The following is a 26,304-nucleotide window of genomic DNA, read 5'->3' as shown; positions in this document are numbered from 1 at the left end:
GTCGGCTCGCGTCGGGGCCGGCACGGCTCCACCGCCCGGCCCCGAGGCGCGGCGTGCGCCCGCCACACCGGCGAACGCCGGACGCGGTCCGGCCCCACCGCCCCCGCACGACGACGTGCCGGCGCGCGTCGGCGTCGCGCCCCGCGCACAGCGCGACCACCCCGTTCAGGCGTGTTCGCCCACGGCGGTCCGGACGGGCCTCCAGGGCGACGCGCCCGGATTGATTTCGCGAGGTTACGCGGGTAGGCTCTTCCGGGTGTGCGCCCTCGTGCGCGCCCGAAAAATCCGGCTCGACCAACGGTCGACCGGACTCCGTCCCCCATCGTCGTCCGCCGTCAGGCGGCAATCAGCGTGGGACGAGGAAGCCGGCGGACCGCGTCGGCCAGAGAACACGAGCAGGACCAGGAGAACAGTTGCCTACTATTCAGCAGCTCGTTCGCAAGGGTCGTTCGCCGAAGGTCACCAAGACCAAGGCGCCCGCCCTGAAGGCGAACCCCCAGCAGCGTGGTGTGTGCACCCGCGTCTACACCACCACCCCCAAGAAGCCGAACTCGGCACTGCGCAAGGTCGCTCGTGTGAAGCTCTCGAACGGTACCGAGGTCACGGCCTACATCCCCGGTGAGGGCCACAACCTCCAGGAGCACTCGATGGTGCTCGTGCGCGGCGGTCGTGTGAAGGACCTCCCCGGTGTCCGCTACAAGATCATCCGCGGCGCGCTCGACACGCAGGCCGTGAAGAACCGTAAGCAGGCGCGTAGCCGCTACGGCGCGAAGAAGGGTTGAGCCAATGCCTCGTAAGGGTCCCGCCCCCAAGCGTCCCGTCGTCGCAGACCCGGTCTACGGCGCTCCGATCGTCTCCCAGCTGGTGAACAAGATCCTGCTGGACGGCAAGAAGGGCCTCGCCGAGCGCATCGTCTACGACGCACTCGAAGGCGTTTCCGCCAAGAACCAGCAGGACGCGGTCGTCACGCTCAAGAAGGCGCTCGACAACGTCCGTCCGACCCTCGAGGTCCGCAGCCGCCGCGTCGGTGGCTCGACCTACCAGGTGCCGGTCGAGGTCAAGCCGCACCGCGCGAACACCCTCGCGCTCCGCTGGCTCACCTCGTACGCCAAGGCCCGTCGCGAGAAGACGATGACCGAGCGTCTCATGAACGAGATCCTCGACGCGTCGAACGGTCTCGGTGCCGCGGTCAAGCGCCGTGAGGACACCCACAAGATGGCCGAGTCGAACAAGGCCTTCGCCCACTACCGCTGGTAGTCCCGGCACCGTCCGGGCGCCGGTGGTCATGAACCGCTGGCGCCCCGGACGGCCGCCAACCTCTCCTACAACTCTTCCGGAGGAACCCTGTGGCACAGGACGTGCTCACCGACCTGAACAAGGTCCGCAACATCGGCATCATGGCGCACATCGATGCCGGCAAGACCACGACGACCGAGCGCATCCTGTTCTACACGGGCATCACGCACAAGATCGGTGAGGTCCACGACGGCGCCGCGACGATGGACTGGATGGCGCAGGAGCAGGAGCGCGGCATCACGATCACGTCGGCCGCGACGACCTGCTTCTGGGACAACAACCAGATCAACATCATCGACACCCCCGGTCACGTGGACTTCACGGTCGAGGTGGAGCGTTCGCTCCGCGTCCTCGACGGTGCGGTCGCCGTCTTCGACGGCAAGGAGGGCGTCGAGCCCCAGTCCGAGACCGTGTGGCGTCAGGCGGACAAGTACAACGTCCCGCGCATCTGCTTCGTCAACAAGATGGACAAGCTCGGCGCTGACTTCTACTTCACCGTCGACACGATCATCAACCGCCTCGGTGCGGAGCCGCTCGTGCTCCAGCTCCCGATCGGCGCCGAGAACGACTTCGTCGGCATCATCGACCTGATCGAGATGCACGCCAAGGTCTGGCCCGGCGACGCCAAGGGTGATGTCACCATGGGCGCCCAGTACGAGGTCCAGGAGATCCCCGCCGACCTCCAGGCCCGTGCCGAGGAGTACCGCGCCAAGCTGATCGAGCGCGTCGCCGAGACCGACGACGCCCTGCTCGAGAAGTACTTCGGTGGCGAGGAGCTGACCAAGGACGAGATCAAGGGCGCGATCCGCAAGCTCACGATCTCCTCCGAGGTCTACCCCGTCCTCTGCGGTTCGGCCTTCAAGAACCGCGGTGTGCAGCCCATGCTCGACGCGGTCATCGACTACCTCCCGTCCCCGCTCGACGTGCCGCCGATGATCGGCCACGACGTCAAGGACGAGGAGAAGGAGATCATCCGCAAGCCGGATGCCTCCGAGCCGTTCTCCGCGCTCGCGTTCAAGGTCGCGGTGCACCCGTTCTTCGGTCGCCTCACCTACGTCCGCGTGTACTCCGGCTCGATCGAGTCCGGTGCGCAGGTCATCAACTCGACCAAGGGCAAGAAGGAGCGCATCGGCAAGATCTTCCAGATGCACTCCAACAAGGAGAACCCGGTCGACAACGTGACCGCCGGCCACATCTACGCGGTCATCGGCCTCAAGGACACCACCACCGGTGACACCCTCTGCGACCCGCAGAACCAGGTCGTCCTCGAGTCGATGACGTTCCCGGAGCCGGTCATCGAGGTCGCCATCGAGCCGAACACGAAGGCCGACCAGGAGAAGCTCTCCACGGCCATCCAGAAGCTCGCCGAAGAGGACCCGACGTTCCGCGTCGAGCTCAACGCCGAGACCGGTCAGACGACGATCAAGGGCATGGGCGAGCTCCACCTCGACATCCTCGTCGACCGCATGAAGCGCGAGTTCAAGGTCGAGGCGTCCGTCGGCAAGCCGCAGGTGGCCTACCGCGAGACGCTGACCAAGGTCGTCGAGCGCTACGACTACACCCACAAGAAGCAGACCGGTGGATCCGGTCAGTTCGCGAAGGTGCAGATCGCGCTCGAGCCGATGGAGGTCACGGCCGAGAAGGTCTACGAGTTCGAGAACGCCGTCACGGGTGGCCGCGTCCCGCGCGAGTACATCCCGTCGGTCGACGCCGGTATCCAGGACGCCATGCAGGTCGGCATCCTCGCCGGGTACCCGACCGTGGGCGTGAAGGCCATCCTCAAGGACGGCGCGGCGCACGACGTCGACTCGTCCGAGATGGCGTTCAAGATCGCCGGTTCCATCGCCTACAAGGAAGCCGCCCGCAAGGCCGGCCCCGCCATCCTCGAGCCGATCATGGCCGTCGAGGTCCGTACTCCCGAGGAGTACATGGGCGACGTCATCGGTGACCTCAACTCCCGTCGTGGCCAGATCGCCTCGATGGAGGACGCTTCCGGCGTCAAGGTGGTCCGCGCGAGCGTGCCGCTGTCCGAGATGTTCGGCTACGTCGGCGACCTCCGGTCGAAGACCTCTGGTCGTGCCGTCTACTCGATGACCTTCGAGACCTACAGCCAGGTCCCGGCCAAGGTCGCCGAGGAGATCATCGCGAAGAACGCGGGGGAGTAGCGCTCCAGCGCTTCTCCACAGGCGGGGGCGCCTGGCGACGGGCCCCTCGCCACCAAGTAAAGTAAAGACACACACCGCGCACCAACGGTCCCGAGCCCATCCAGGGCCGGCCGGGGGTGTCGCTTCCGAGTCCTGAGGAGGACCCCAGTGGCCAAGGCCAAGTTCGAGCGCACCAAGCCGCACGTCAACATCGGAACCATCGGTCACGTCGACCACGGCAAGACGACGCTCACGGCGGCGATCACCAAGGTTCTGCACGACCAGTACCCGGACCTCAACGAGGCCCGTGACTTCGCGCAGATCGACAGCGCTCCCGAGGAGCGCGACCGCGGTATCACGATCAACATCTCCCACGTGGAGTACCAGACCGAGAAGCGTCACTACGCGCACGTCGACGCCCCCGGTCACGCTGACTACGTGAAGAACATGATCACGGGTGCGGCGCAGATGGACGGCGCGATCCTCGTGGTCGCCGCCACCGACGGCCCGATGCCCCAGACGCGTGAGCACGTGCTGCTCGCCCGCCAGGTCGGCGTCCCCTACATCGTCGTCGCGCTGAACAAGTCCGACATGGTGGACGACGAGGAGATCCTGGAGCTCGTCGAGCTCGAGGTCCGTGAGCTCCTCGGCTCGCAGGAGTTCGACGAGGACGCCCCCGTCGTGCAGGTCTCGGCGCTCAAGGCGCTCGAGGGCGACGAGAAGTGGGTCAAGTCCGTCCAGGACCTGATGGCCGCCGTCGACGAGAACGTCCCGGACCCGGTGCGCGCCACCGACCAGCCGTTCCTCATGCCGATCGAGGACGTCTTCACGATCACCGGTCGTGGCACCGTCGTCACCGGTCGCGTCGAGCGTGGCACGCTCGACCTCAACTCCGAGGTCGAGATCGTCGGCATCCGCCCGACGCAGAAGACCACGGTCACGGGCATCGAGATGTTCCGCAAGCTGCTCGACAAGGCCGAGGCTGGTGACAACACCGGTCTGCTCATCCGTGGCCTCAAGCGCGAGGACGTGGAGCGCGGCCAGGTCGTCGTCAAGCCCGGTTCGGTCACGCCGCACACGGACTTCAAGGCGAACGCGTACATCCTGACCAAGGACGAGGGTGGGCGTCACAACCCGTTCTACGCGAACTACCGCCCGCAGTTCTACTTCCGCACCACGGACGTCACCGGCGTCATCACGCTGCCCGAGGGCACCGAGATGGTCATGCCCGGCGACACCGTCTCCATGACCGTCGAGCTCATCCAGCCGATCGCCATGGAGCCGGGCCTCCGTTTCGCCATCCGTGAGGGTGGTCGTACGGTCGGCGCCGGTACGGTCGAGGAGATCACCAAGTAACTCCGGTTACCTGCTGAAGCGGGGTCGGGCCTTCGGGTCCGGCCCCGCTTTTGTGTCCCCCGGAGTCGTCGTTTGCTCACAGTTCGCCTGCGTTTCGCGGACAACGGGCACGACCGGGGGCACGATGTGGGCCAAGCGGTCGGGAGGTCCGGCCATCGAGTGGCCGGTTCGCCCGGCCGGACAGGGAGGCAGCATGGCCGGCTTCGACGACATCCAGAAGAACGTGTCCGCCAAGGCGCAGGAAGTGACCGACAAGGCGAAGGCCTTCGTCGACGAGAACCGCGACAAGATCGAAGAGGCCGTCAAGAGCGACAAGGCCGAAGAGGTCTCGGACAAGATCATCCACGGCCTCGCGGACGGCATCAAGAAGGTCACCGGCGGCAAGTTCGACGAGCAGATCGACAACACCGCGCGGAACCTCGACGACAAGATCGGGAACAACGGCAGCGACCCGGCCTGAGCGCTTCGCTCCGACTGCGCCCGTCCGGCACCGAGCCGGGCGGGCGCAGTCGTGCGAGGGCGGCCCGTTGTCGCCCGCTCGGGGGTCGTCCGCGCAAAGGGGGGCACCCGTGTACCCCACACTGGGTGCAGCGGCGGTTTCCCGCAACTGGATACCGTGGAGTCGCGAGGCCGGACCGGCCCGCGTGGTGACCCGAACACCCCCGCAGCACGCACCCAGGGACCCTGCCCGCACGGTGCTGCTCCGCTGCGCTCCGCTCGGCGTCACCCGACGACGACCCGAGAGCACTCCCGATGCGTTCTGCCCTGTTCCCTGCACGCCCGCGCGCCATCGCCATGGCGGTGGTGGTGAGTCTCCTCGTCGCGTTGCTCTCCGTGTTCGCGGTCGCCGTACCCACGAGCGCCGCTGGATCGCTGGTGTCGGTCTCCGTCAAGGCGGACGACTCGGTGCTCAACGGCGCACCGGCCGGCGTGACGATCACGGCGAAGAACACCACGGCCGCTGGCAGCGGTACTGCGCTGTACAACCTCGGCTACACCTACAAGCTCCCGGCTGGGGTCTCGTACGTCGCGGGTTCCGCAGGGACGCAGACCGGGGAACCAGTCATCACGACGCTGACCGCCGCGCAGGGCGGCGGGACGCTCCTCGTGTGGTCGAACGTCTCCGACCTGGTCGCCGGGGACCAGAAGTCGATCTCGTTCTCGGTCCAGTCCGCTGATGCGTCCTGGCCGGTCGGTACGGCCTTCACCGCCGACGCGCAGGTCGCGGCGAGCACGGACGCGCGCACCCTCCCGACCTACGGCGCCACGGGGACGCCGACGGCCGGCACCGGGATCAACGCCGCCGCCGCGACGTCGAACGCCACGACGGTGTCAGCGCTGAGCATCACGAAGGCCGAGCCGAGCCCGGAGAACGAGCTCGTCCGGGGCGTGCACGACCACCCGACCGTCTACACGCTGACGGTGAAGAACACGGCGCAGGCGCCCACCACGGGCGTCGTCGTCACGGACTACCTGCCCGCCGGACTCGAGTTCCTGCAGTGCGGCGCGATCGACAACACCACCTCGGGCGCGGAGTACACGGGTGCCCCGTCCCTCACCGCGACCACCGCGGCGAAGGCCACCGGTACCTGGGACGCCACTGCCTGCCGCACGCCGCAGAGCGTCGAGACGGTGAACACCGTCGCGGGCCAGGGCTCGTCGGTCTTCACGAAGGTCGTCTGGAACGTCGGCGACCTCGCCAAGGGTGCGACCGTCACGATCAAGTACCTGGCTGCCGTCCCGCTGCGCGAGAACACGATGTCGTTCGCCGGCCAGCCGGGCCAGCCCTCGACGAGCTCCACCGCTCCGGCCGCCGCGTCGCTGCAGCAGGCCGCCGACCTCGACAACAACAACGGCGCCTCGACCCGGCAGAACACCGCCGACACCACCTCGAACGGCCACGGCCTCACCAACCTCGTCGACGCACAGGGCACGTACACCGGCTCGGTCGGTGGCGGGGCGACCTCCGCGCAGAAGGCGAACGCCTCGCTGACGGTCGAGGCGATGGACCTCGCGGTCGCCAAGAGCGTCTCCCCGACCACGTTCGCGGCGGGCAAGCTGGCGACGTACTCGCTCCTCATCCGCACCAGCGAGTACGAGTCCTCCGCCGGCATCACGCTGACCGACACGCTGCCCGACGGCCTGTGCCCGGCGTTCCCCGCCGGGACCCCGACGACCGGTACCCTGCCGGCCGACTGCGACCCGGCGAAGAACGCCGCGCTGGACCAGCAGATGACCGGTGCCACGATCGACTCGGTCGCCTACTCCGCCGCGGACGGCAGCTTCAGGGTCGCGTTCCACATCGCGGACCAAGCGACGAACGCGGCGCCGACCGTGACGTACAAGGCGCTCATGCGCCAGAGCTACTCCGTGGCGGGCAGCGCCGGGCCGACGGCCGCGGGCGACGACTTCACGAACAAGGTCGCCATCGCCGGGACCTCCACCGGTGTGCACGGCGACACCGGGACGCAGAAGGTCGTCGACGACTCGAAGGCGACGATCACCTCGAACAGCCCGCAGATCGCGAAGTCGGTCCTACCGCGCAGCACCACCTCGCCGGTGACCAGCGCCGCTGACTGCGCCGCCTCGACCGGGACCTACTCGTCGGCGACGCCCGCCGACCCGTTCACCGTCAACGACCTCGTCTGCTTCCGCCTGCAGGTCGCGTTCCCCGCCGGCGTGCAGAGCCGCAACGCGACCGTGACGGACATGCTCCCCGTGGGCACCACGGCGTCTGCGGCCCAGTGGGTCGAGGGCACCGACTGGGCCTACGGTTCCGAGAGCACCGTCCCGGCCGCGCAGGTGAAGCTCACCGGTTCGAGCGCGTCGATGGCGTCCTTCTCCATCGGGTCCTCGGCCACCGGCGGCACGTACGTGGACGGTGACACCGCCGGTGCGACGGTCGTCCTGTACGTCGCCGCCCGGATCTCGAAGGCCGGTTCCAGCACGACGGTGCCGGACATCACCGCGAACCTCATGAAGTTCGCCCAGCAGAACACCGCCGGCTCCGTGACCAGCCTGCGGTCCTCCGCGAACTACAAGGTCGCCGGGGTCGCCTCCGCCGCCCTCGCGAAGAGCATCGTGCAGACCGGCAAGGACGCCGGCAGCCTCAGTGCGAACGTGAACCCGACGAACACGACCGAGGGCCAGCTGCTGCAGTACAAGGTCAGCGTCACGAACCCGGCCGGCACCGGTGGCGGGTACCCGATCAGCAACGTCTCGGTGTGGGACGCGCTGCCCGCGGGGATCCGCTGCGCCGCGGTCGACGCCTCGGCCAGTGGGGGCACCTGCACGAACACCCCGCCGACCGGAGCGTCGTCGACGTTCTCGGGCCGCTCGTTCATCGTGTGGACGGGCGTCGGCCCGATCGCTTCCGGCGCGACCACCGACCTGCTCTACACGATGCAGGTCCCGGCCCAGTCGTTCGCCGGCACTGCCTACAAGAACTCCGCCTCGGTCGTGCGCTTCGACACCACGGCAGACACCGGGACCGCGCAGACCTGGGTGCCCGCACCCGTCGCCGGCACGAGCGCGCACGCATCCGGTGCGACCGGATCGCAGCTCGCCGCCGTCAGCGCGGACGCGCAGCGCCAGGTGACGATCACGCCCGTCGTCGTCGCCAAGACCGGTGGGACCGACGGCGGTGCGACGAACCGGTCCGGCCTGAACGCCGTGCCGGGGCAGCCGCTCAAGTACACCTACTCCGTGACCGTGAAGGCCGGCACGAGCGTCGGAACCGCATCGCTGGTGGACCCGCTGGCCTCGGTCACCGGGCTGAAGACGACGAGCGCCACCACGTGGACGCTGGGCCTGCCCGGGGCCGCGAACGCGGCGACGCGCGGCATGACCGACGGCGACACGACCGTCACCTACGGCGGCCAGGACTTCACGTTCACCGGCGGTGCCACGATGAACACGAACGGCGGGGGCGCGCTCGTCTTCCCGAGCGTGTTCGACAACACCACCACGGCTGACGTGACCTTCACCGTCACGGTCTCCGGGCTCGCGGTGTCCGCCGGCACCGGTGCGTACCCGAAGTCGGACGGCACGACGTTCTCGTCGGCGACGATCACGAACACCGCGACGTTCCGCAGCACCGACCCGGTGACGGGCACCTCCGTCGCCCCGACGAAGCAGGTCGCGGTCGGCGTCACCGCCCCGAACCTCGCGATCACGAAGACCGACGACCGGAACGGCGCCGTCGTCTCCGGCCAGGACGTCGTGACGTGGACGCTCACGGCGACGAACAAGTCGACCACGACCGATGCGCGCAGCGTCCTCGTCGCCGACTGCTTCCCGTCGTCGCTGCAGTTCACCGGCTCGTCGCGAACGGAGGTGACCCCCACCCAGGCGCAACGTGATGCGCTCGGCACGTGCGGCACCGACCGCACCCTGCACGCGTGGAACGTCGGCACGTTGGCCGCCGGTGCCTCGGCCACCGTCACGGTGACCGGCACCCTCGCCGACAAGGCCCCCGCGGGCACCAGCTACGCGAACACCGCGAAGGTCGTGGGCTCGAGCCTCGACACCGACTACGCGACGGCCGGCGCGACCTACGTCCAGACCGCGAGCGCCGACGACACCATCACGGTGGCGTCCCCGTCCGTGTCGAAGCAGCTGACGGCGCCGACCTGGTCGAACAGCGACGGCTCGGCCGGTACCCCGGCCACGACGAACCCGGCGAACACCACCGCCCTGCCGGTCCGCCCGGGTGACGCGGCGACCTACCAGGTGACGGCGACGATCCCCGCGAACGTGGCGGTCTTCGACGCCCGGCTCACGGACGCGCTCCCCGCCGGCCTGACCGTCGACGGCACTCCGACCGTGACCTCGTCCGACGGCTCCGTCACGGCGACGGGCACCGTCGACGCGTCCAGCCGCACCGTGACCGTCTCCGTCAGCGACATCGCGACCGGCCGACCGCAGGCCGTGGTCGTGACCGTGTCGATCCCGGTCCGCCTGTCCACCGCGGCCACGGCGGGCACTGCACTGTCCAACACCGCGACCTTCGCCTGGGACAAGACCGCGAAGGGAACGGCTCCGACCGACGGCTCGGCGACCTCGAACCAGGCGAACGCCTCGGTCGTCGCTCCCTCGCTGTCGATCGGCAAGACCGCGACCGTGCTCGGGACCACCAGCACCGACCTCGACGTCGAGCCCGGCCAGTCCGTCCGCTACACCGTCACCGTGACGAACGCCAAGGGCGCATCGCCGGCGTACGGTGCCGTCGTGACCGACTGCGTGCCGGCGGGCATCGTCGTCGACGGCTCGTCGATCTCGGACGGCGGGACGCTCGGCACCACGACGTCACGGTGCGGCGGTGGCGTGATCACCTGGCCGTCGACCACCGTCGGCGGCGCCGGAGCCACCGTGCAGCACACGTACTCGGCGAAGCTCGCCGACGACGTCTCGCTGAGCGGTGCGCCGCTCACGAACACGGTCTCGACGGGTGACTACCGCAGCCTGGCGACCGGCGGCGCGTCGTACGACGCCGTCACGGCCACCGCCACCGTGACCCCGGCGTTCCCGGACGTCGCCGTCGCGAAGTCGAACGACACCCTCGGCGGGCTGTCGTACATCGGCGTCGCCTCGGACTTCTCCGTGACGTTCACGAACACCGGAAGCGCCGCGACGAAGGTCACCGCGAAGGACGTCCTGCCCGCGAACTGGGAGTACGTCGCCGGCAGCGCCACGCTCGTCCGTGACGGCGGAGCCGCCGCCGAGGTGGCCGACGCCACGGTGAACGGCAGCACGCTCACCTGGTCGGACCTCGGCCAGCTCGGGGCGAACGCCACGATGACCCTGCACTACCGGGCGACCCCGACTGCGGACGCGGCCACGACGCCCGGCGCCGGCACGAAGGTCGCGCACGTCAACCACGTCACCGCGACCGTCACGGACGCCTCCGGTGGCACCGCGTACGACGGCGGCGACGGCTCGTTCGTCTCCTACCCCGGCGGCGGGGACGACGCGACGGCCACGGCCCGGATCGCCGCGGCCGACCTCGCGCTGACGAAGACGGCCACGACCGCGAAGGTCGTCGCCGGTGCCACCACCGCGAAGGCCTGGACCATCACGGTGACCAACACGGGTGACGACGCCGCCCACGGCACCACCGTCGTGGACGCGCCGACCGGCCTGCCCGCGGGCGCGACCCTGACCTTCACGGGCACCGGCTGGACCTGCACGCCGACCGCCGGCACGTGGTCCTGCGTCAACGGGGCTACGGTCGCCGCGGGCAGCGCGTTCCCCGAGCTCGACGTCGCGTTGACCCTGCCCGCGAACGCCCCGCTCACGGCGATCCGCAACACCGCCACGATCCACCAGGGCACGGGGCAGACCTTCGACCCGGAGGCCGGCAACGACAGCGACACCGCGAGCGTGACCCCGGTCGCGGTCGCCGACCTCGCGATCGCGAAGACCGGCCCGTCCGAGAAGGCCCAGGCCGGCCGCACCATCTCGTGGAACCTGTCGGTGCAGAACCGGAAGGACGCTGCGGTGCAGAGCCTCTCGGACGCCCGCGGCACGGTGACCGTCACCGACACGCTGCCCGACACCGTGACGCTCGTCAGCGCCGCCTCGACCGACACGGCGTGGACGTGCGACACGGAGGACAACACCGTGACCTGCACCCGCGACGGCCTCGCGAACGGCACCACCGCCGGCGCGATCACGGTCACAGCGACCGTGCACTCGGACGTCACCGCCGCGCAGTCGATCGTCAACACCGCCGCGGTCGCGGTGGACACGACGAAGACGACCGACCCGACCTCGTCGAACGACGACTCGAAGGCGACCACCGCCGTGGACGACGCGACGTCGCTGACGATCGACAAGGCCTTCGGCTCGGGGTCCCTGGTCGCCGGTGACCCGGCGGACTGGACCGTCACGGTGAAGAACACCGGGACGGCGGACGCCCGCACGGTCCGCGTGACGGACACGCTCGAGTCGGGTACGCGCCTCCGGTCCGACGAGCCCGTCGACAAGGGGACCGACACCATCACCCAGACCGACGGTGCCTGGACGTGCACGGCCCCCGCGGCCGACGGCAACGACGTCACCTGCGTGCTCGACGGCACCCTCGCCGCCGGGGGGAGCGCGACGTTCACCCTCACGGTGACGACCCCGTCGTCCTTCACCGGCACCCTGGTGAACACCGCCGTGGTGACGGCCGACAACGCCGCGACCGCCCAGGACCAGGCACGCAGCGACGCCTCCCAGACGGCCGGCCTGTCGGTGACGAAGACCGCGGACGTCGAGACGATCGACGCCGGCGAGGACGTCACGTACACGATCACGGTCGCGAACCCGAACGGCCCGTCCGACCTGCCCGCCGGCGACGACAGCACGCCGAGCGTCCGGGTGCAGGACACCCTGCCGGCCGGCGTCGAGTTCCGCAGGCTGTCGCCGGAGACCCAGCAGCACTGGACGCTCGAGTCGAACGAGGGCGGCGTCCTGACCCTGTCGAGCGCGGACGGCATCGCCGCGGGCGCCACCGACCCGAACACGATCGTCCTGACCGTGCACGTGCCGGCGTCCTTCCGGGGTTCGTCGATCGTGAACACCGCGACCGCCTCGCCGATCACGGCGTCCGGTCCGGTCGTGCAGGACGACGCGACGGTCGACGTCACCACGCACGCCGACCTGTCGATCACGAAGCAGCGCACGAGCGCCCCGAGCGCCGACGCCGGCACGGACGTCACCTACGACGTCACCGTGACGAACGACGGCCCCTCGGACGCGCAGGACGTCACCTGGACCGACACCCCGCCCGCGGGCATGGCGATCCGGAAGGTGACGACGGACGCCGCCTGGGAGACAAGCGCCGAGCAGGGCGCCGACCGGAGCACCTGGACCACGGCCACCCTGGCGAGCGGTGACACCGCCGTGTTCCACGTGACTGCCTCGATCGCGTCCGGCACCCCGGCCGGCACGCTCCGCAACACCGCGGCGGTGTCGAGTGCGACGCCCGACACGGACCCGACGAACGACACCGCCGGCGACGACGTCACGGTGACGACGCACGCTGCGCTCGGCCTGACCAAGACCCCGGTCACGGAGGTCGGGTCGACGACGGCCGCGAAGCGGGTCACCGCCGGTGCGGAGCAGGTCTGGCTGCTCCAGGTCCGCAACGAGGGACCGTCCGACGAGCAGCCCACCACGGTCGTCACCGACCGGCTGCCCGAGGGCCTGACCTTCACGGGCGCCTCGAGCGACGGCTCCGTGTGGACCTGCGACGGCACGACCGACCCGACCCTCGTCACGTGCTCGCTCCCGACGACGATCGTCGCCGGGACGGACGCCCCCGGCCTGTGGATCACCACGAAGGTCGCGTCTGGCTACACCGCCGGCACCATCGAGAACCGGGCGGTCATCACCGGGCAGGGCACCAACCCGCCGGTGGGCACGAACGACGAGCCGGTCACGAGCCCGCTCGACGTCGACGCCGTGGCGAACGTGGCGATCACGATCGGGCACGACGGCACCGCCGTGATCGGCAAGGACCTGCCGGAGACGATCCAGGTCCGGAACGCCGGGCTCTCCGACGCCGCGGCCGTCACCGCGACGTACACGCTGCCGAAGGGCCTGACGTACGTCTCGACCGAGGCCGACCCCGCGTGGACGGTCACCGGCGTGGTCGCGAACGCCGACGGCTCGACCACCGTGTCGTTCGCCCTGGCGGGCACGCTGGCGGCGGGTTCGCTCGCGCCGGTCATCACGGTGCACCAGACGCCGACGGCAGTCGCCTACCCGGGCGTGCAGCCGAGCGCGACCGTGGCGACGAGCACGACCGAGACGACGCTCGCCGACAACGAGGCGGCCGACGAGCTCGCCGTCGACCCCGCCTCCAGCCTGTCGGTCACGAAGACCCACACGGGTCAGGTCGTCCGCGGGGAGACCGTCGGTTACACCATCACGGTGCGCAACGACGGCCCCACCGAGGACCCGGGCCCCGTGGTCGTCACCGACCGGCTACCGTCCGGCCTCACCCTGGTGAGCGTCAACGACGGGAAGGCCGCCACGTGCACCACCGGGCAGACCGTCACCTGCACGCTGACCGGTCCGCTCGCGGTCGACGGCCGTGTGGTGTTCCAGGTCACCGCCAAGGTGGCGGACGACGCCCCGGACCGCATCACGAACGTCGCCACGGTCGCGTCGCCCACGACCCAGGTGGTGCCGGTCTCCGGTTCCGCCAGCCCGACGGACCCGATGCGCGCCAGCGACCCGGCCCCGGTGCGCGACGCACCGAAGCCGGCGGGCGAGCTCGCCTTCACGGGTGCGGCCGGACTCGGGATCGGCGCGCTGATCGCGCTCCTCGCGATGGCAGCCGGTGGCGTCCTGCTGGTGACGCGCCGACGTCGCCGAGCGTGACCGTCTGACGGACGGGAGGCACGGTGCCAGCTGGCACCGTGCCTCCCGTCCGTCGCCGGGCCGGGTCACAGGCGGCAGCGAGTTGCATCGAGGACGTGACACGTCTCCGCCGCTCCGCGACCAACGGTCGCGGCTACCACCGCGTCCGCAGCGGCCGCGGGTTCTCGTACCGCGACCCGGACGGCGCCACTGTCACCGACTCCGCGGTGCGCCAGCGCCTCGAGGACCTCGTCATCCCGCCCGCGTGGGACGACGTGTGGATCTCGCCCTACGAGAACGGACACGTCCTCGCCACCGGGATCGACGGCGCCGGACGGCGGCAGTACATGTACCACCCGTCTTGGCGCGAGCGCATGGACCGGATCAAGTACGACCGAGCCCTCGCGCTCGCCGAGTCCCTCCCCGTCGCCCGTCGTGGCGTGACGCAGGACCTCCGCCGCCCGGAGCCCGACCGTCGACGGGCCCTGGCCGCAGCGTTCCGGATGCTCGACCAGGGCTCCCTCCGTGTCGGGTCCGAGCGGTACGCCTCCGAGCACGGCAGTCGCGGGCTCTCGACGCTGCTCTGCGCGCACGCCCACGTCTCCGGGGACGACATCGAACTCGGCTTCCCCGGGAAGAGCGGGCAGGAGTGGTCGTCCTCCATCCACGACGCCGACCTCGCGACCGTGATCGCCGGCATGAAGCGCCGGGGACCGAACGCCCGGCTGCTCTCCTTCCGGGAACGTCGCGGCGCCGAGTGGGAGCCGCTCTCCGCCGAGGACATCAACGAGTACGTGAAGGAGCGCGCGGGGGACGAGTTCACCGCGAAGGACTTCCGGACGCTGCACGGCACGGTGGCCGCTGCCGTCGACCTCGCGTCGACCGGGCCGCAGTCGTCCCAGGCGAAGCGGCGCAAGGCCGTCTCGCACGCCGTGAAGGTCGCGAGCGAGGAACTCGGCAACACCCCGACGGTGTGCCGGCAGAGCTACATCGACCCGCGACTGCTCGACGCCTACGACCACGGCGAGACCATCGACCCCGACCGCACGCACGCGGCGGAGTCGGAGGTCCGCGCACTGCTCTACCGACAGTGACCGGGAAGGGGCCGGGATGACGTACCGTTGGACCTCGTGCCCGATCACCCCCACCCGGGCACGGAAGGACCCCCACCAGTCGTGACTGACGAGTGCATCCACGGATTCCCCACCGAGCTCTGCGACATCTGCGCCCCGCGCCAGCGCGAGGCAGCGGAGAACCCCACCCCGACCCCGCGCCGTACCCGGATCACCACCTCGCTCCGGAGCGTCCCCGGCCAGGCCGCCGCACCCGCGTCCTCGCTGCGGTCCCCGGTGCCCGACCTGCCCGAGGCGCGTGACTTCGCATCGCTGCGTGCCCACCACGTCACCCACGTGGACAACCTCGACGACATCGTCGGCTCCGGCGCGATCCTCGCCTCCGACGCCGTGACGCCGGTTGTCGACGTCTCCTCCGCGACCGCCCGTGCGGCACGGGCCGAGGCCACTGCCCCGGACGGGTCCCCGATCGCCGGCCACGTGCCGTTCACGCTCTCCCCGGACGCCACGCGCTGGGACGAGCTGCGCACCGGTGCCGAGGGCGAGCGCTGGTCCGACGCCGCGCGCCGGACCCGGGCGACGGAGTACATCATGCTCGTCGTGCCCGTGTCGGCCTTCGGCTCGTCCGTGATCGTCGCCGACCAGGACGCCGAGGCCGAGGACGTGCGCTTCGCCGTCGGTCCCGAGGCCGCGACGAACCTCATCCGCCGCACGGACTTCACCGACCCGGAGATGCACGAGCTCGAGCTGCTCGCCGGGCCGAGCGTGCCGTTCTCCGCCGTCGCGGTCATCGGCGTGCCGAACGACCGCGTCCGGCAGACCGTCAAGGCGGTCCTGCAGGACCACGGCGGACACGCTCCCCGGGTGGCGGTCTTCCCGCCGTGGTTCGTCCCGCCCCTGGTCGCCGAGTAGCGTCGGCACCGACCTTCCGCACATGCCCTCCGGATCCGCTCCGGAGGGCATGTCGCGTGTCGGGGCCGACCCGTGCCTCCAGGCCGTCGATCCCCGTGGATCCGGGGAAGTGGGCCGATCCCGACACGCCCGCGAATCGCGACACGCCCGGGTTGCACGGATGCCGTGCCTATGCGAGACTTGTCCGGTTCCGAATTCCGCGTGCGTCCGCGTGCGCAGGATCACTGCTCTGGCAGTGCACAACCCCCTTGTTCAGCAGGGCTGGGTTGGGCCGCAGGCAGCAGAACACGATCGACTCCCTCGAATGCGCCCGGCCACTGCTGTGTCCGGACGTGGGGGAAGCGACATGCCCACGCTGGACGGCCCAGGTCGCCCCGCGCGGTTGACAGGAGAACAGCGGTCATCCCCAGCGGATGCGGCCGGTTGGTTCAGGAAAACAGCCAAGTCGTGCAGGAATGCACGGCGCAGGCGGCGTCAGGCGGCCCGAGGGTGCGCGGCGCAGAGAGGACAAGAGACACATGGCGGGACAGAAGATCCGCATCCGGCTCAAGTCGTACGACCACGAGGTCATCGACACGTCGGCCCGGAAGATCGTCGACACGGTGACCCGTGCCGGTGCGACCGTGGTCGGCCCGGTGCCGCTCCCCACCGAGAAGAACGTGGTCACCGTGATCCGTTCTCCCCACAAGTACAAGGACTCGCGCGAGCACTTCGAGAAGCGCACGCACAAGCGGGTCATCGACATCGTCGACCCGACGCCGAAGGCCGTCGACTCGCTCATGCGACTCGACCTGCCGGCCGACGTCAACATCGAGATCAAGCTGTAAGGGGGCTGCACTGATGGCGAATTCAACCAAGACCGTCAAGGGCCTCCTCGGCAAGAAGCTCGGGATGACCCAGGTGTGGGACGAGAACAACAAGTTCATCCCCGTCACCGTGATCGAGGTCGGCCCGAACGTGGTCACCCAGATCCGCAACGTCGAGCGCGACGGCTACGAGGCGATCCAGATCGCCGCCGGCGCCATCGACCCGCGCAAGGTCAACAAGCCGGCCGCTGGTCACTTCGAGGCCGCCGGGGTCACCCCGCGCCGCACCCTCACGGAGATCCGCACCAACGACTCCGCCGAGTACACGCTCGGCCAGGAGCTCACCGTCGACACCTTCGAGGCCGGCCAGAAGGTCGACGTCGTCGGCACTTCCAAGGGCAAGGGCTTCGCCGGTGTCATGAAGCGCCACGGCTTCCACGGCGTCGGCGCCTCGCACGGTGCGCACCGCAACCACCGCAAGCCCGGCTCGATCGGTGCTTCGTCGACCCCGTCGCGTGTCTTCAAGGGCATGCGGATGGCTGGTCGCATGGGTGGCGAGCGCGTGACCGTCCTCAACCTCACGGTGCACGCCGTCGACGCCGAGAAGGGTCTGCTGCTCGTCAAGGGCGCGATCCCCGGTGCTCGCGGTCGCTCCGTCTTCGTCCGCACCGCCGTGAAGGGTAAGTGATCATGGCCACCACGACCGCAACCACGATCGACGTCCTCGACGCATCGGGGACCAAGTCCGGCACCGTCGAGCTCCCCGCCGAGCTCTTCGACGTCGAGACCAACGTCCCGCTGATCCACCAGGTCGTCACCGCGCAGCTCGCAGCCGCGCGTCAGGGCACCCACAAGACCAAGAACCGCGGCGAAGTCCGCGGTGCCGGTCGCAAGCCGTTCAAGCAGAAGGGCACCGGCCGCTCCCGTCAGGGTTCGGTCCGCGCTCCGGAGCACACCGGCGGTGGCGTCGTCCACGGACCGACCCCGCGCGACTACTCGCAGCGCACCCCGAAGAAGATGATCGCCGCTGCTCTGCTCGGCTCGCTCTCGGACCGCGCCCGCGGTGGCCGCATCTCCGCTGTGGAGGGCTTCGTCACGGCCGAGGTGCCGTCGACCAAGACCGCCCGCACGCTCCTCGAGAAGGTCGCGCCCGTCAAGCACGTGCTCATCGTGCTCGAGCAGGACGACGAGCTGACGCTCAAGTCGATCCGCAACCTGCCGAACGTCCACGCGCTCTCGTACGGCCAGCTCAACGCCTACGACGTGCTCAAGGCCGACGCGCTCGTCTTCAGCAAGAGCGCACTCGACGCCTTCATCGCGTCGAAGACCGCGAAGGAGATCTCCGCATGAGCGGCTTCAACAAGGACCCGCGCGACATCATCATCTCGCCGGTCGTCTCGGAGAAGAGCTACGGCCTGATCGACCAGGGCAAGTACACGTTCATCGTGGACCCCCGTTCGAACAAGACCGAGATCAAGCTCGCCATCGAGAAGATCTTCGACGTCAAGGTCGCGAGCATCAACACGCTGAACCGTCCGGGCAAGACCCGTCGCACGCGTTTCGGCATGGGCAAGCGCAAGGACACCAAGCGCGCCATCGTGACGCTCAAGTCCGGTTCGATCGACATCTTCACGGCTGTCGGCTGAGGACCAGAGGGATAAATCATGGCTATTCGTAACTACAAGCCGACGACCCCCGGTCGTCGCGGCTCGTCGGTCGCCGACTTCGCTGAGATCACCCGTTCGACGCCGGAGAAGTCGCTGCTTCGTCCGCTGCCGAAGACCGGTGGTCGCAACAACTCCGGCCGCATCACCACCCGTCACATCGGTGGTGGCCACAAGCGCCAGTACCGCGTGATCGACTTCCGTCGTCACGACAAGGACGGCGTGGACGCCAAGGTCGCACACATCGAGTACGACCCGAACCGCACCGCGCGCATCGCGCTCCTGCACTACGTGGACGGCACGAAGCGCTACATCATCGCGCCGAACAAGCTCAAGCAGGGCGACGTCATCGAGCAGGGCCCCGGCGCCGACATCAAGCCCGGCAACAACCTGCCGCTGCGCAACATCCCCGTGGGTACCGTCGTGCACGCGATCGAGCTCCGCCCCGGTGGCGGCGCGAAGATGGCCCGCTCGGCCGGCGCCTCGGTGCGTCTCGTCGCCAAGGACGGCCCCTACGCGCAGCTCCGTCTGCCGTCGGGCGAGGTCCGCAACGTCGACGCCCGCTGCCGCGCCACGATCGGCGAGGTCGGCAACGCCGAGCAGTCGAACATCAACTGGGGCAAGGCCGGCCGCATGCGCTGGAAGGGCGTCCGCCCGACCGTCCGTGGTGTCGCGATGAACCCGGTCGACCACCCGCACGGTGGTGGTGAGGGCAAGACGTCCGGTGGTCGTCACCCGGTCAGCCCCTGGGGCCAGGCCGAGGGTCGGACGCGCAAGCCGAACAAGCCGAGCGACAAGCTCATCGTCCGTCGCCGTAACGCCGGCAAGAAGCGCAAGTAGGAGTTCAGAAGATGCCACGCAGTCTGAAGAAGGGCCCCTTCGTCGACGAGCACCTGCTTCGCAAGGTCGTCACGCAGAACGAGGCCAACACCAAGAACGTGATCCGCACCTGGTCGCGTCGCTCGATGATCATCCCGAACATGCTCGGGCACACGATCGCCGTGCACGACGGCCGCAAGCACATCCCGGTGTTCGTCACCGAGTCGATGGTCGGTCACAAGCTCGGCGAGTTCGCGCCGACCCGCACCTTCCGTGGTCACGTGAAGGACGACAAGAAGGGCCGTCGCCGCTAACGCGGCGACGCAGAGGAGGAACGAAATGGTGGAGTCGATCGCACGCGTGCGACACATCCGCGTCACGCCTCAGAAGGCCCGTCGCGTCATCGAGCTGATCCGCGGCAAGCAGGCCCACGAGGCGCTCGCCATCCTGAAGTTCGCCCCGCAGGGCGCTTCGGAGCCCGTGTACAAGCTGGTCGCCTCGGCGATCGCGAACGCCCGGGTGAAGGCGGACTCGACGAACAGCTTCCTCGACGAGCGCGACCTCTACGTGAGCCGCGTCTTCGTCGACGAAGGTACGACCCTGAAGCGGTTCCAGCCGCGCGCCCAGGGCCGCGCCTTCCGCATCAACAAGCGCACCAGCCACATCACGGTCGTCCTCGCGACGCCGGATGAGGTCGAGGCTGCCGCGACGAGCAAGAAGGCGAGCAAGTAATGGGCCAGAAGGTCAACCCGTACGGCTTCCGTCTCGGGATCACGACGGACCACGTCTCGCACTGGTTCACCGACAGCACGAAGCCGGGTCAGCGCTACGCCGACTACGTGGCCGAGGACATCAAGGTGCGCGAGTACCTGAAGAAGACCCTCGACCGTGCCGGCGTCGCCCGCATCGAGCTCGAGCGCACCCGTGACCGTGTCCGCGTGGACATCCACACCGCGCGTCCGGGCATCGTCATCGGTCGCCGTGGCGCCGAGGCGGAGCGCGTCCGTGGCGAGCTCGAGAAGCTCACCAAGAAGCAGATCCAGCTCAACATCCTCGAGGTCAAGAACCCCGAGACCGAGGCCCAGCTCGTCGCGCAGGGCATCGCCGAGCAGCTCTCCGCTCGTGTCGCGTTCCGTCGCGCCATGCGCAAGGGCCTGCAGGGTGCACAGCGCGCCGGCGCCAAGGGTGTCCGCATCCAGGTGTCGGGTCGTCTCGGCGGCGCCGAGATGTCGCGCTCGGAGTTCTACCGCGAGGGCCGCGTGCCCCTGCACACGCTCCGCGCGAACATCGACTACGGCTTCTACGAGGCCCGGACCACGTTCGGCCGCATCGGCGTGAAGGTCTGGATCTACAAGGGCGACATCACGAACAAGGAGCTCGCTCGCGAGCAGGCGAACCAGCGTTCGTCGCGCCCCGAGCGTCGTGGCGGCCCCCGTGGCGAGCGCGGCGACCGCCGTGGCGGCGACCGCGGTGGACGTCAGCAGCAGGCTCCGCAGGACGCGCCGGCCGGCGCAGGAGTTGAGGCGTAACCATGCTTATTCCCCGTCGAGTCAAGCACCGCAAGCAGCACCACCCGAAGCGTTCGGGCCAGGCAACCGGTGGCACCAAGGTGTCGTTCGGTGACTTCGGTATCCAGGCCCTCACGCCCGCTTACGTGACCAACCGTCAGATCGAGTCCGCTCGTATCGCCATGACGCGTCACATCAAGCGTGGCGGCAAGGTGTGGATCAACATCTACCCGGACCGTCCGCTCACGAAGAAGCCGGCCGAGACCCGCATGGGTTCCGGTAAGGGTTCCCCCGAGTGGTGGGTCGCCAACGTCAAGCCGGGTCGTGTGCTCTTCGAGCTCTCCGGCGTCAGCGAGGACATCGCCCGCGAGGCGCTGACCCGTGCAATCCACAAGCTGCCCCTCAAGGCACGCATCATCAAGCGCGAGGAGGGCGACGCATAATGGCGATCGGTTCCAAGGAGCTCCGTCCGACGGAGCTCGACACGTTCGAGAACGAGCGTCTTGCTGACGAACTGAAGAAGGCCAAGGAGGAACTCTTCAACCTCCGCTTCCAGTCGGCCACCGGCCAGCTGGAGAGCCACGGTCGTCTCCGTGCCGTCAAGCGCGACATCGCTCGCATCTACACCGTCCTCCGCGAGCGCGAGCTCGGCATCCGTGCCACTCCCGCGCCCGTCGAGACCGCCACCAAGGCCAAGAAGACGACCAAGAAGGCTGAGAAGCCGGCTGAGTCGACCGAGGCCGAGACCGCCGAGGAGAAGTAATGGCGAACGAAGAGAAGACCTCCGCCGCCTCCGCTCGCGGCTACCGCAAGACGCGTCGTGGCTACGTCACGAGCGACAAGATGGACAAGACCATCGTGGTCGAGGTCGAGGACCGCGTGAAGCACGCGCTCTACGGCAAGATCATCCGTCGCACGTCCAAGGTGAAGGCCCACGACGAGCTCGGCACCGCTGGTGTCGGCGACCTCGTCGTGATCAGCGAGACCCGTCCCCTCAGCGCTTCCAAGCGCTGGCGCCTGGTCGAGATCCTCGAGAAGGCCAAGTAGGCCCCGGCCTGCTTCGGAATAGGAGACAGCAGTGATTCAGCAGGAATCCCGCCTCAAGGTCGCCGACAACACGGGTGCCAAGGAGATCTTGACCATCCGCGTGCTCGGTGGCTCGGGTCGTCGCTACGCCGGTCTCGGTGACGTCATCGTCGCCACGGTGAAGGACGCCATCCCCGGCGGCAACGTGAAGAAGGGTGACGTCGTCAAGGCGGTCATCGTTCGCACCAAGAAGGAGACCCGTCGTCAGGACGGCTCCTACATCAAGTTCGACGAGAACGCGGCAGTGATCCTCAAGGCTGACGGCGACCCGCGCGGCACGCGCATCTTCGGTCCGGTCGGTCGCGAGCTCCGTGACAAGAAGTTCATGAAGATCATCTCGCTCGCGCCGGAGGTGCTGTAAGCCATGGCGAACATCAAGAAGGGTGACCTCGTCCAGGTCATCACGGGTGCCAAGCAGGAGCGCGGCGGTGACCGTGGCAAGCAGGGCAAGGTCATCGAGGTCCTCAAGGACAAGAACCGCGTCGTCGTCGAGGGCGTGAACTTCGTCACGAAGCACGTCCGCGTCGGCCAGACGCAGCGCGGCTCGAAGACCGGCGGCATCGAGCAGCACGAGGCTCCGATCCACGTGTCGAACGTCGCCATCGTCGACCCGAAGACCAAGAAGCCGACGCGCGTCGGTTTCCGCAACGAAGAGGTGGAGAAGGACGGCGTCAAGAAGACCGTCCGCGTCCGCTACGCCAAGAAGTCGGGTGAGAAGCTCTGATGACCGACACGACTGCCGCGCCGGCGACCAAGGTCGAGCCGCGCCTCAAGCAGAAGTACAAGAACGAGATCAAGGCTGCCCTCACCGAGCAGTTCGGGTACGCGAACGTCAACCAGGTCCCCGGCCTGGTCAAGGTCGTCGTGAACACCGGTGTCGGTGAGGCCGCTCGCGACTCGAAGATCATCGAGGGGGCCATCAAGGACCTCACGGCGATCACGGGTCAGAAGCCCCAGGTCACGAAGGCCCGCAAGTCCATCGCGCAGTTCAAGCTGCGTGAGGGCCAGGCCATCGGCGCGCACGTCACCCTCCGTGGTGACCGCGCGTGGGAGTTCATCGACCGCCTCGTGACCCTCGCACTGCCCCGCATCCGCGACTTCCGCGGCCTCAGCGACAAGCAGTTCGACGGCAACGGCAACTACACGTTCGGTCTCACGGAGCAGTCCGTGTTCCACGAGATCGATCAGGACCGCATCGACCGCGTGCGTGGCTTCGACATCACCGTCGTGACCACCGCGAAGTCGGACGACGAGGGCCGCGCGCTGCTCCGCCAGCTCGGGTTCCCGTTCCGTTCTGCCGAGCAGACGGTCTAAGATACTTCGGGCGGTGCGGGCCGGAGGATTCACGTCCTCCGGCCCGCACGCACGAACACACCGATCCAGGGGAATCGCCCCAGGATCACCCGATCGCTCAGGTCGGCATTCGTGGAACGGGTGTCGAAACCAGGCGAAGAATGGACGACCATCATGACGATGACCGATCCGGTCGCAGACATGCTGACCAGATTGCGGAACGCGAACTCGGCGCACCACGACGCCGTCTCGCTTCCCAGCTCCAAGCTGAAGAAGAACATCGCTGAGATCCTCAAGCGCGAGGGTTACATCAGCGAATGGAAGATCGAGGACGCCCGTGTCGGCGAGACCCTCACGATCGACCTGAAGTACGGCCCCGAGCGCGAACGCTCGATCGCCGGCATCAAGCGCGTCTCGAAGCCCGGTCTCCGGGTGTACGCGAAGTCGACGGAGATCCCCCAGGTCCTCGGTGGCCTCGGCGTGGCGATCCTCTCGACCTCGTCGGGACTGCTCACCGACCGCGAAGCCGAGCAGAAGGGCGTGGGTGGGGAAGTCCTCGCCTACGTGTGGTGATCGACAATGTCTCGAATCGGACGTCTTCCCATTGACATCCCCGCTGGCGTGACCGTCTCCATCGACGGCCAGAACGTCGCGGTCAAGGGCCCGAAGGGCGAGCTCGCGCTCGTCGTCGCGGAGCCCATCCAGGCCAAGGTCGAGGAGAACCAGGTCCTCGTCACCCGTCCGGACGACGAGCGCAGCTCGCGTGCGCTGCACGGCCTGACCCGTACCCTCATCGCGAACAACATCGTCGGTGTCACCCAGGGCTACTCCAAGGGCCTCGAGGTCGTCGGCACCGGTTACCGCGTGCAGGCGAAGGGCAACAACGTCGAGTTCGCGCTCGGCTACTCCCACCCGATCACGGTCGAGCCGCCCGCGGGCATCAGCTTCGCCGTCGAGGGCAACAACAAGCTGACCGTCAACGGCATCGACAAGCAGTCCGTCGGCGAGGTCGCTGCAAACATCCGCAAGCTGCGCAAGCCCGAGCCCTACAAGGGCAAGGGTGTTCGCTACGCCGGCGAGATCGTGCGCCGCAAGGCCGGAAAGTCAGGTAAGTGATCATGGGTCTCCTCAAGACACGAGGCAAGAGCAAGTCGGCCGCCAAGGCGCGCCGTCACAACCGTCTCCGCAAGAAGATCACCGGCACCGAGGCCCGTCCGCGTCTCGCTGTCACCCGTTCGGCGCGTCACGTGTTCGTCCAGGTCATCGACGACGCGAAGGGCCACACGCTGGCCAGCGCGTCGACGATGGAGGCCGACCTCCGCACGTTCGACGGCGACAAGACGGCCAAGGCCCGTCGCGTCGGCGAACTCCTCGCCGAGCGCGCGAAGGCCGCTGGCGTCGAGGCCGTGGTCTTCGACCGCGGTGGTAGCAAGTACGCCGGTCGCGTCGCCGCGATCGCCGATGGTGCCCGTGAAGGAGGGCTGAACCTGTGAGCGACATCGCGAACACGAACGAAGACGCCAACGTCGAGTCGACCGAGGTCGAGTCGACCGAGGCCGTCGAGTCCACCGCGACCGCCGAGGCGACCGAGGCCGACACGAGCGCCAAGGCCCCCGCGGCCAAGGAGCCCGAGGTTCCGGTCGTCGAGCGTCCCGTCGAGACCGCAGCGGGTTCGGCATCGAACAACCGCGACTCCGCCGACAACCGTGGCCGCCGTGGTGGCGGACGCGACCGTCAGCAGGGTGGCGGCCGTGGCAACGACCGCAACGGGCGGGGTGGCGACAGCCAGTTCCTCGAGCGCGTCGTGACCATCAACCGCGTCTCCAAGGTCGTCAAGGGTGGTCGTCGCTTCAGCTTCACCGCGCTCGTCGTCGTCGGTGACGGCAACGGTCTCGTGGGCGTCGGCTACGGCAAGGCCCGCGAGGTCCCGACCGCCATCTCGAAGGGTGTCGAGGAAGCGAAGAAGAACTTCTTCCGCGTCCCGCGCGTCGGCAACACCATCCCGCACCCGGTGCAGGGTGAGGCCGCTGCCGGTGTCGTGCTCCTCCGTCCGGCCGCTGCCGGTACCGGTGTCATCGCCGGTGGTCCGGTCCGCGCCGTCCTCGAGTGCGCCGGCATCCACGACGTCCTGAGCAAGTCGCTCGGCTCGTCGAACACGATCAACATCGTGCACGCGACCGTCACGGCGCTGCAGCAGCTCGAGGAGCCCCGTGCGGTCGCAAGCCGCCGCGGCCTCCCCGTCGACCGGGTCGTCCCGGACCGTCTGCTCCAGGCCGAGGCCGCTGCTCTGCGTGCCGCGTCCGAGAAGGCAGGTGCGTGATGGCGATGCTGAAGATCACGCAGACGAAGTCCGTTATCAGCGAGAAGCAGTACCAGCGCGACACGCTCCGCAGCCTGGGTCTCAAGCGCATCGGCCGTACGGTCCTGCGTGAGGACAACGCCCAGAACCGCGGGTACGTCGCAACGGTCGCGCACCTCGTGAAGGTCGAGGAGGTCGACGCATGAGCGACGAGAAGAACGAGCGCGTGCAGGTCCTGAAGCTGCACCACCTCCGTCCCGCCGAGGGTGCCAAGAAGGCTCGCACCCGCGTCGGTCGCGGTGAGGGCTCCAAGGGCAAGACCGCCGGCCGTGGTACCAAGGGTCAGAAGGCTCGTTACCAGGTCAAGGTCGGCTTCGAGGGTGGGCAGATGCCGCTGCACATGCGCACCCCGAAGCTCCGCGGGTTCAAGAACCCGTTCCGTGTCGAGTACCAGGTCGTGAACCTGGACAAGATCGCGGAGCTCTACCCCAACGGTGGCGACGTCACCGTCGCGGACCTGGTCGCCAAGGGCGCCGTCCGCAAGAACGAGAAGGTCAAGGTTCTCGGTCAGGGTGACATCAGCGTGAAGCTCACGGTCTCGGTCGACAAGGTCTCGGCGTCCGCCGCCGAGAAGATCGCGGCTGCTGGCGGCACCGTCTCCCAGTAACCCCGTCGGCGGCCCGTGCGTTTGCGCACG

At 68.9% G+C, this 26,304-nt stretch carries 28 protein-coding genes; all 28 read left to right on the top strand.

Features of this window, described 5'->3' with window-relative positions:
• Window positions 1–413 precede the first annotated feature (413 nt).
• The 28 genes from rpsL (at window position 414) to rplO (ending at window position 26,274) form a co-directional block, all read left to right on the top strand.
• Window positions 414–782, top strand: coding sequence for a 30S ribosomal protein S12 (gene rpsL, locus FS532_RS09860; RefSeq protein ID WP_071292552.1), 369 nt, complete (start codon window positions 414–416; stop codon window positions 780–782).
• Window positions 783–786: 4 nt separating this feature from the next.
• Complete coding sequence (rpsG, locus tag FS532_RS09855; RefSeq protein ID WP_071299505.1) at window positions 787–1,257, top strand: 30S ribosomal protein S7; 471 nt, start codon at window positions 787–789, stop codon at window positions 1,255–1,257.
• Window positions 1,258–1,346: 89 nt separating this feature from the next.
• Window positions 1,347–3,461, top strand: a complete 2,115-nt coding sequence (gene fusA, locus FS532_RS09850) for an elongation factor G (protein ID WP_144753346.1) — start codon at window positions 1,347–1,349, stop codon at window positions 3,459–3,461.
• Between the two features lie 147 nt (window positions 3,462–3,608).
• Window positions 3,609–4,796, top strand: coding sequence for an elongation factor Tu (gene tuf, locus FS532_RS09845; RefSeq protein ID WP_079237384.1), 1,188 nt, complete (start codon window positions 3,609–3,611; stop codon window positions 4,794–4,796).
• Between the two features lie 193 nt (window positions 4,797–4,989).
• Complete coding sequence (locus FS532_RS09840) at window positions 4,990–5,256, top strand: Rv0909 family putative TA system antitoxin (protein ID WP_144753343.1); 267 nt, start codon at window positions 4,990–4,992, stop codon at window positions 5,254–5,256.
• A gap of 347 nt (window positions 5,257–5,603) precedes the next feature.
• Window positions 5,604–14,168: an isopeptide-forming domain-containing fimbrial protein gene (locus tag FS532_RS09835; protein WP_186321980.1), complete on the top strand. Its 8,565-nt coding sequence runs from the start codon at window positions 5,604–5,606 to the stop codon at window positions 14,166–14,168.
• 95 nt (window positions 14,169–14,263) lie between these two features.
• Window positions 14,264–15,241 (top strand): DNA topoisomerase IB, encoded by a 978-nt coding sequence (locus tag FS532_RS09830; protein WP_144753337.1) that lies wholly within the window; start codon window positions 14,264–14,266, stop codon window positions 15,239–15,241.
• An 81-nt stretch (window positions 15,242–15,322) separates the two neighbouring features.
• Window positions 15,323–16,132: a DarT ssDNA thymidine ADP-ribosyltransferase family protein gene (locus FS532_RS09825; RefSeq protein ID WP_144753334.1), complete on the top strand. Its 810-nt coding sequence runs from the start codon at window positions 15,323–15,325 to the stop codon at window positions 16,130–16,132.
• Window positions 16,133–16,650: 518 nt separating this feature from the next.
• A complete protein-coding gene (gene rpsJ, locus FS532_RS09820; RefSeq protein WP_022903286.1) occupies window positions 16,651–16,959 on the top strand; it encodes a 30S ribosomal protein S10 in 309 nt (102 codons plus the stop codon).
• A 13-nt stretch (window positions 16,960–16,972) separates the two neighbouring features.
• Window positions 16,973–17,626: a 50S ribosomal protein L3 gene (rplC, locus tag FS532_RS09815; RefSeq protein ID WP_079237379.1), complete on the top strand. Its 654-nt coding sequence runs from the start codon at window positions 16,973–16,975 to the stop codon at window positions 17,624–17,626.
• A gap of 2 nt (window positions 17,627–17,628) precedes the next feature.
• Window positions 17,629–18,288: a 50S ribosomal protein L4 gene (gene rplD, locus FS532_RS09810; RefSeq protein WP_079237378.1), complete on the top strand. Its 660-nt coding sequence runs from the start codon at window positions 17,629–17,631 to the stop codon at window positions 18,286–18,288.
• Entirely contained in the window at window positions 18,285–18,584 is a 300-nt protein-coding gene (gene rplW, locus FS532_RS09805) for a 50S ribosomal protein L23 (RefSeq protein WP_022903283.1), read from the top strand. The genes rplD and rplW overlap by 4 nt, the downstream gene beginning before the upstream one ends.
• 18 nt (window positions 18,585–18,602) lie before the next feature.
• Window positions 18,603–19,442: a 50S ribosomal protein L2 gene (rplB, locus tag FS532_RS09800; protein WP_144753331.1), complete on the top strand. Its 840-nt coding sequence runs from the start codon at window positions 18,603–18,605 to the stop codon at window positions 19,440–19,442.
• 11 nt (window positions 19,443–19,453) lie between these two features.
• Window positions 19,454–19,735, top strand: a complete 282-nt coding sequence (gene rpsS, locus FS532_RS09795; RefSeq protein ID WP_022906343.1) for a 30S ribosomal protein S19 — start codon at window positions 19,454–19,456, stop codon at window positions 19,733–19,735.
• A 25-nt stretch (window positions 19,736–19,760) separates the two neighbouring features.
• Window positions 19,761–20,153: a 50S ribosomal protein L22 gene (rplV, locus tag FS532_RS09790; RefSeq protein ID WP_022906344.1), complete on the top strand. Its 393-nt coding sequence runs from the start codon at window positions 19,761–19,763 to the stop codon at window positions 20,151–20,153.
• Window positions 20,153–20,950, top strand: coding sequence for a 30S ribosomal protein S3 (gene rpsC / locus FS532_RS09785; protein ID WP_022906345.1), 798 nt, complete (start codon window positions 20,153–20,155; stop codon window positions 20,948–20,950). The genes rplV and rpsC overlap by 1 nt, the downstream gene beginning before the upstream one ends.
• 2 nt (window positions 20,951–20,952) lie before the next feature.
• Complete coding sequence (rplP, locus tag FS532_RS09780) at window positions 20,953–21,372, top strand: 50S ribosomal protein L16 (RefSeq protein WP_066657030.1); 420 nt, start codon at window positions 20,953–20,955, stop codon at window positions 21,370–21,372.
• Entirely contained in the window at window positions 21,372–21,692 is a 321-nt protein-coding gene (rpmC, locus tag FS532_RS09775; RefSeq protein WP_071292542.1) for a 50S ribosomal protein L29, read from the top strand. Before rplP ends, rpmC begins: the two co-directional genes overlap by 1 nt.
• Window positions 21,692–21,976, top strand: a complete 285-nt coding sequence (gene rpsQ / locus FS532_RS09770) for a 30S ribosomal protein S17 (RefSeq protein ID WP_022906348.1) — start codon at window positions 21,692–21,694, stop codon at window positions 21,974–21,976. Before rpmC ends, rpsQ begins: the two co-directional genes overlap by 1 nt.
• 31 nt (window positions 21,977–22,007) lie before the next feature.
• Window positions 22,008–22,376, top strand: a complete 369-nt coding sequence (gene rplN / locus FS532_RS09765; RefSeq protein ID WP_017885523.1) for a 50S ribosomal protein L14 — start codon at window positions 22,008–22,010, stop codon at window positions 22,374–22,376.
• Window positions 22,377–22,379: 3 nt separating this feature from the next.
• Window positions 22,380–22,739: a 50S ribosomal protein L24 gene (gene rplX, locus FS532_RS09760; RefSeq protein ID WP_022906349.1), complete on the top strand. Its 360-nt coding sequence runs from the start codon at window positions 22,380–22,382 to the stop codon at window positions 22,737–22,739.
• Window positions 22,739–23,329: a 50S ribosomal protein L5 gene (rplE, locus tag FS532_RS09755; RefSeq protein WP_022906350.1), complete on the top strand. Its 591-nt coding sequence runs from the start codon at window positions 22,739–22,741 to the stop codon at window positions 23,327–23,329. Before rplX ends, rplE begins: the two co-directional genes overlap by 1 nt.
• Window positions 23,330–23,482: 153 nt before the next feature.
• On the top strand, window positions 23,483–23,881 hold the full coding sequence (rpsH, locus tag FS532_RS09750; RefSeq protein ID WP_022906351.1) for a 30S ribosomal protein S8: 399 nt from the start codon (window positions 23,483–23,485) through the stop codon (window positions 23,879–23,881).
• A gap of 6 nt (window positions 23,882–23,887) precedes the next feature.
• Window positions 23,888–24,424 carry a 50S ribosomal protein L6 gene (rplF, locus tag FS532_RS09745; RefSeq protein WP_031261772.1) on the top strand — a complete coding sequence of 179 codons (537 nt, stop codon included), beginning with the start codon at window positions 23,888–23,890 and terminating at the stop codon, window positions 24,422–24,424.
• 2 nt (window positions 24,425–24,426) lie between these two features.
• Window positions 24,427–24,801 carry a 50S ribosomal protein L18 gene (gene rplR, locus FS532_RS09740; RefSeq protein ID WP_031261773.1) on the top strand — a complete coding sequence of 125 codons (375 nt, stop codon included), beginning with the start codon at window positions 24,427–24,429 and terminating at the stop codon, window positions 24,799–24,801.
• On the top strand, window positions 24,798–25,628 hold the full coding sequence (gene rpsE, locus FS532_RS09735; protein WP_079237376.1) for a 30S ribosomal protein S5: 831 nt from the start codon (window positions 24,798–24,800) through the stop codon (window positions 25,626–25,628). The genes rplR and rpsE overlap by 4 nt, the downstream gene beginning before the upstream one ends.
• Window positions 25,628–25,813, top strand: coding sequence for a 50S ribosomal protein L30 (gene rpmD, locus FS532_RS09730; protein WP_022906355.1), 186 nt, complete (start codon window positions 25,628–25,630; stop codon window positions 25,811–25,813). Before rpsE ends, rpmD begins: the two co-directional genes overlap by 1 nt.
• Complete coding sequence (gene rplO / locus FS532_RS09725) at window positions 25,810–26,274, top strand: 50S ribosomal protein L15 (RefSeq protein WP_022906356.1); 465 nt, start codon at window positions 25,810–25,812, stop codon at window positions 26,272–26,274. The genes rpmD and rplO overlap by 4 nt, the downstream gene beginning before the upstream one ends.
• Window positions 26,275–26,304: the final 30 nt, after the last annotated feature.

The sequence above is a fragment of the Curtobacterium pusillum genome (assembly GCF_007673235.1).
In the GTDB taxonomy this organism is placed as follows: domain Bacteria; phylum Actinomycetota; class Actinomycetes; order Actinomycetales; family Microbacteriaceae; genus Curtobacterium; species Curtobacterium pusillum_C.
Note: the sequence above shows the minus strand (reverse complement) of the source record. Positions and strands in the feature narration are given on the sequence as shown.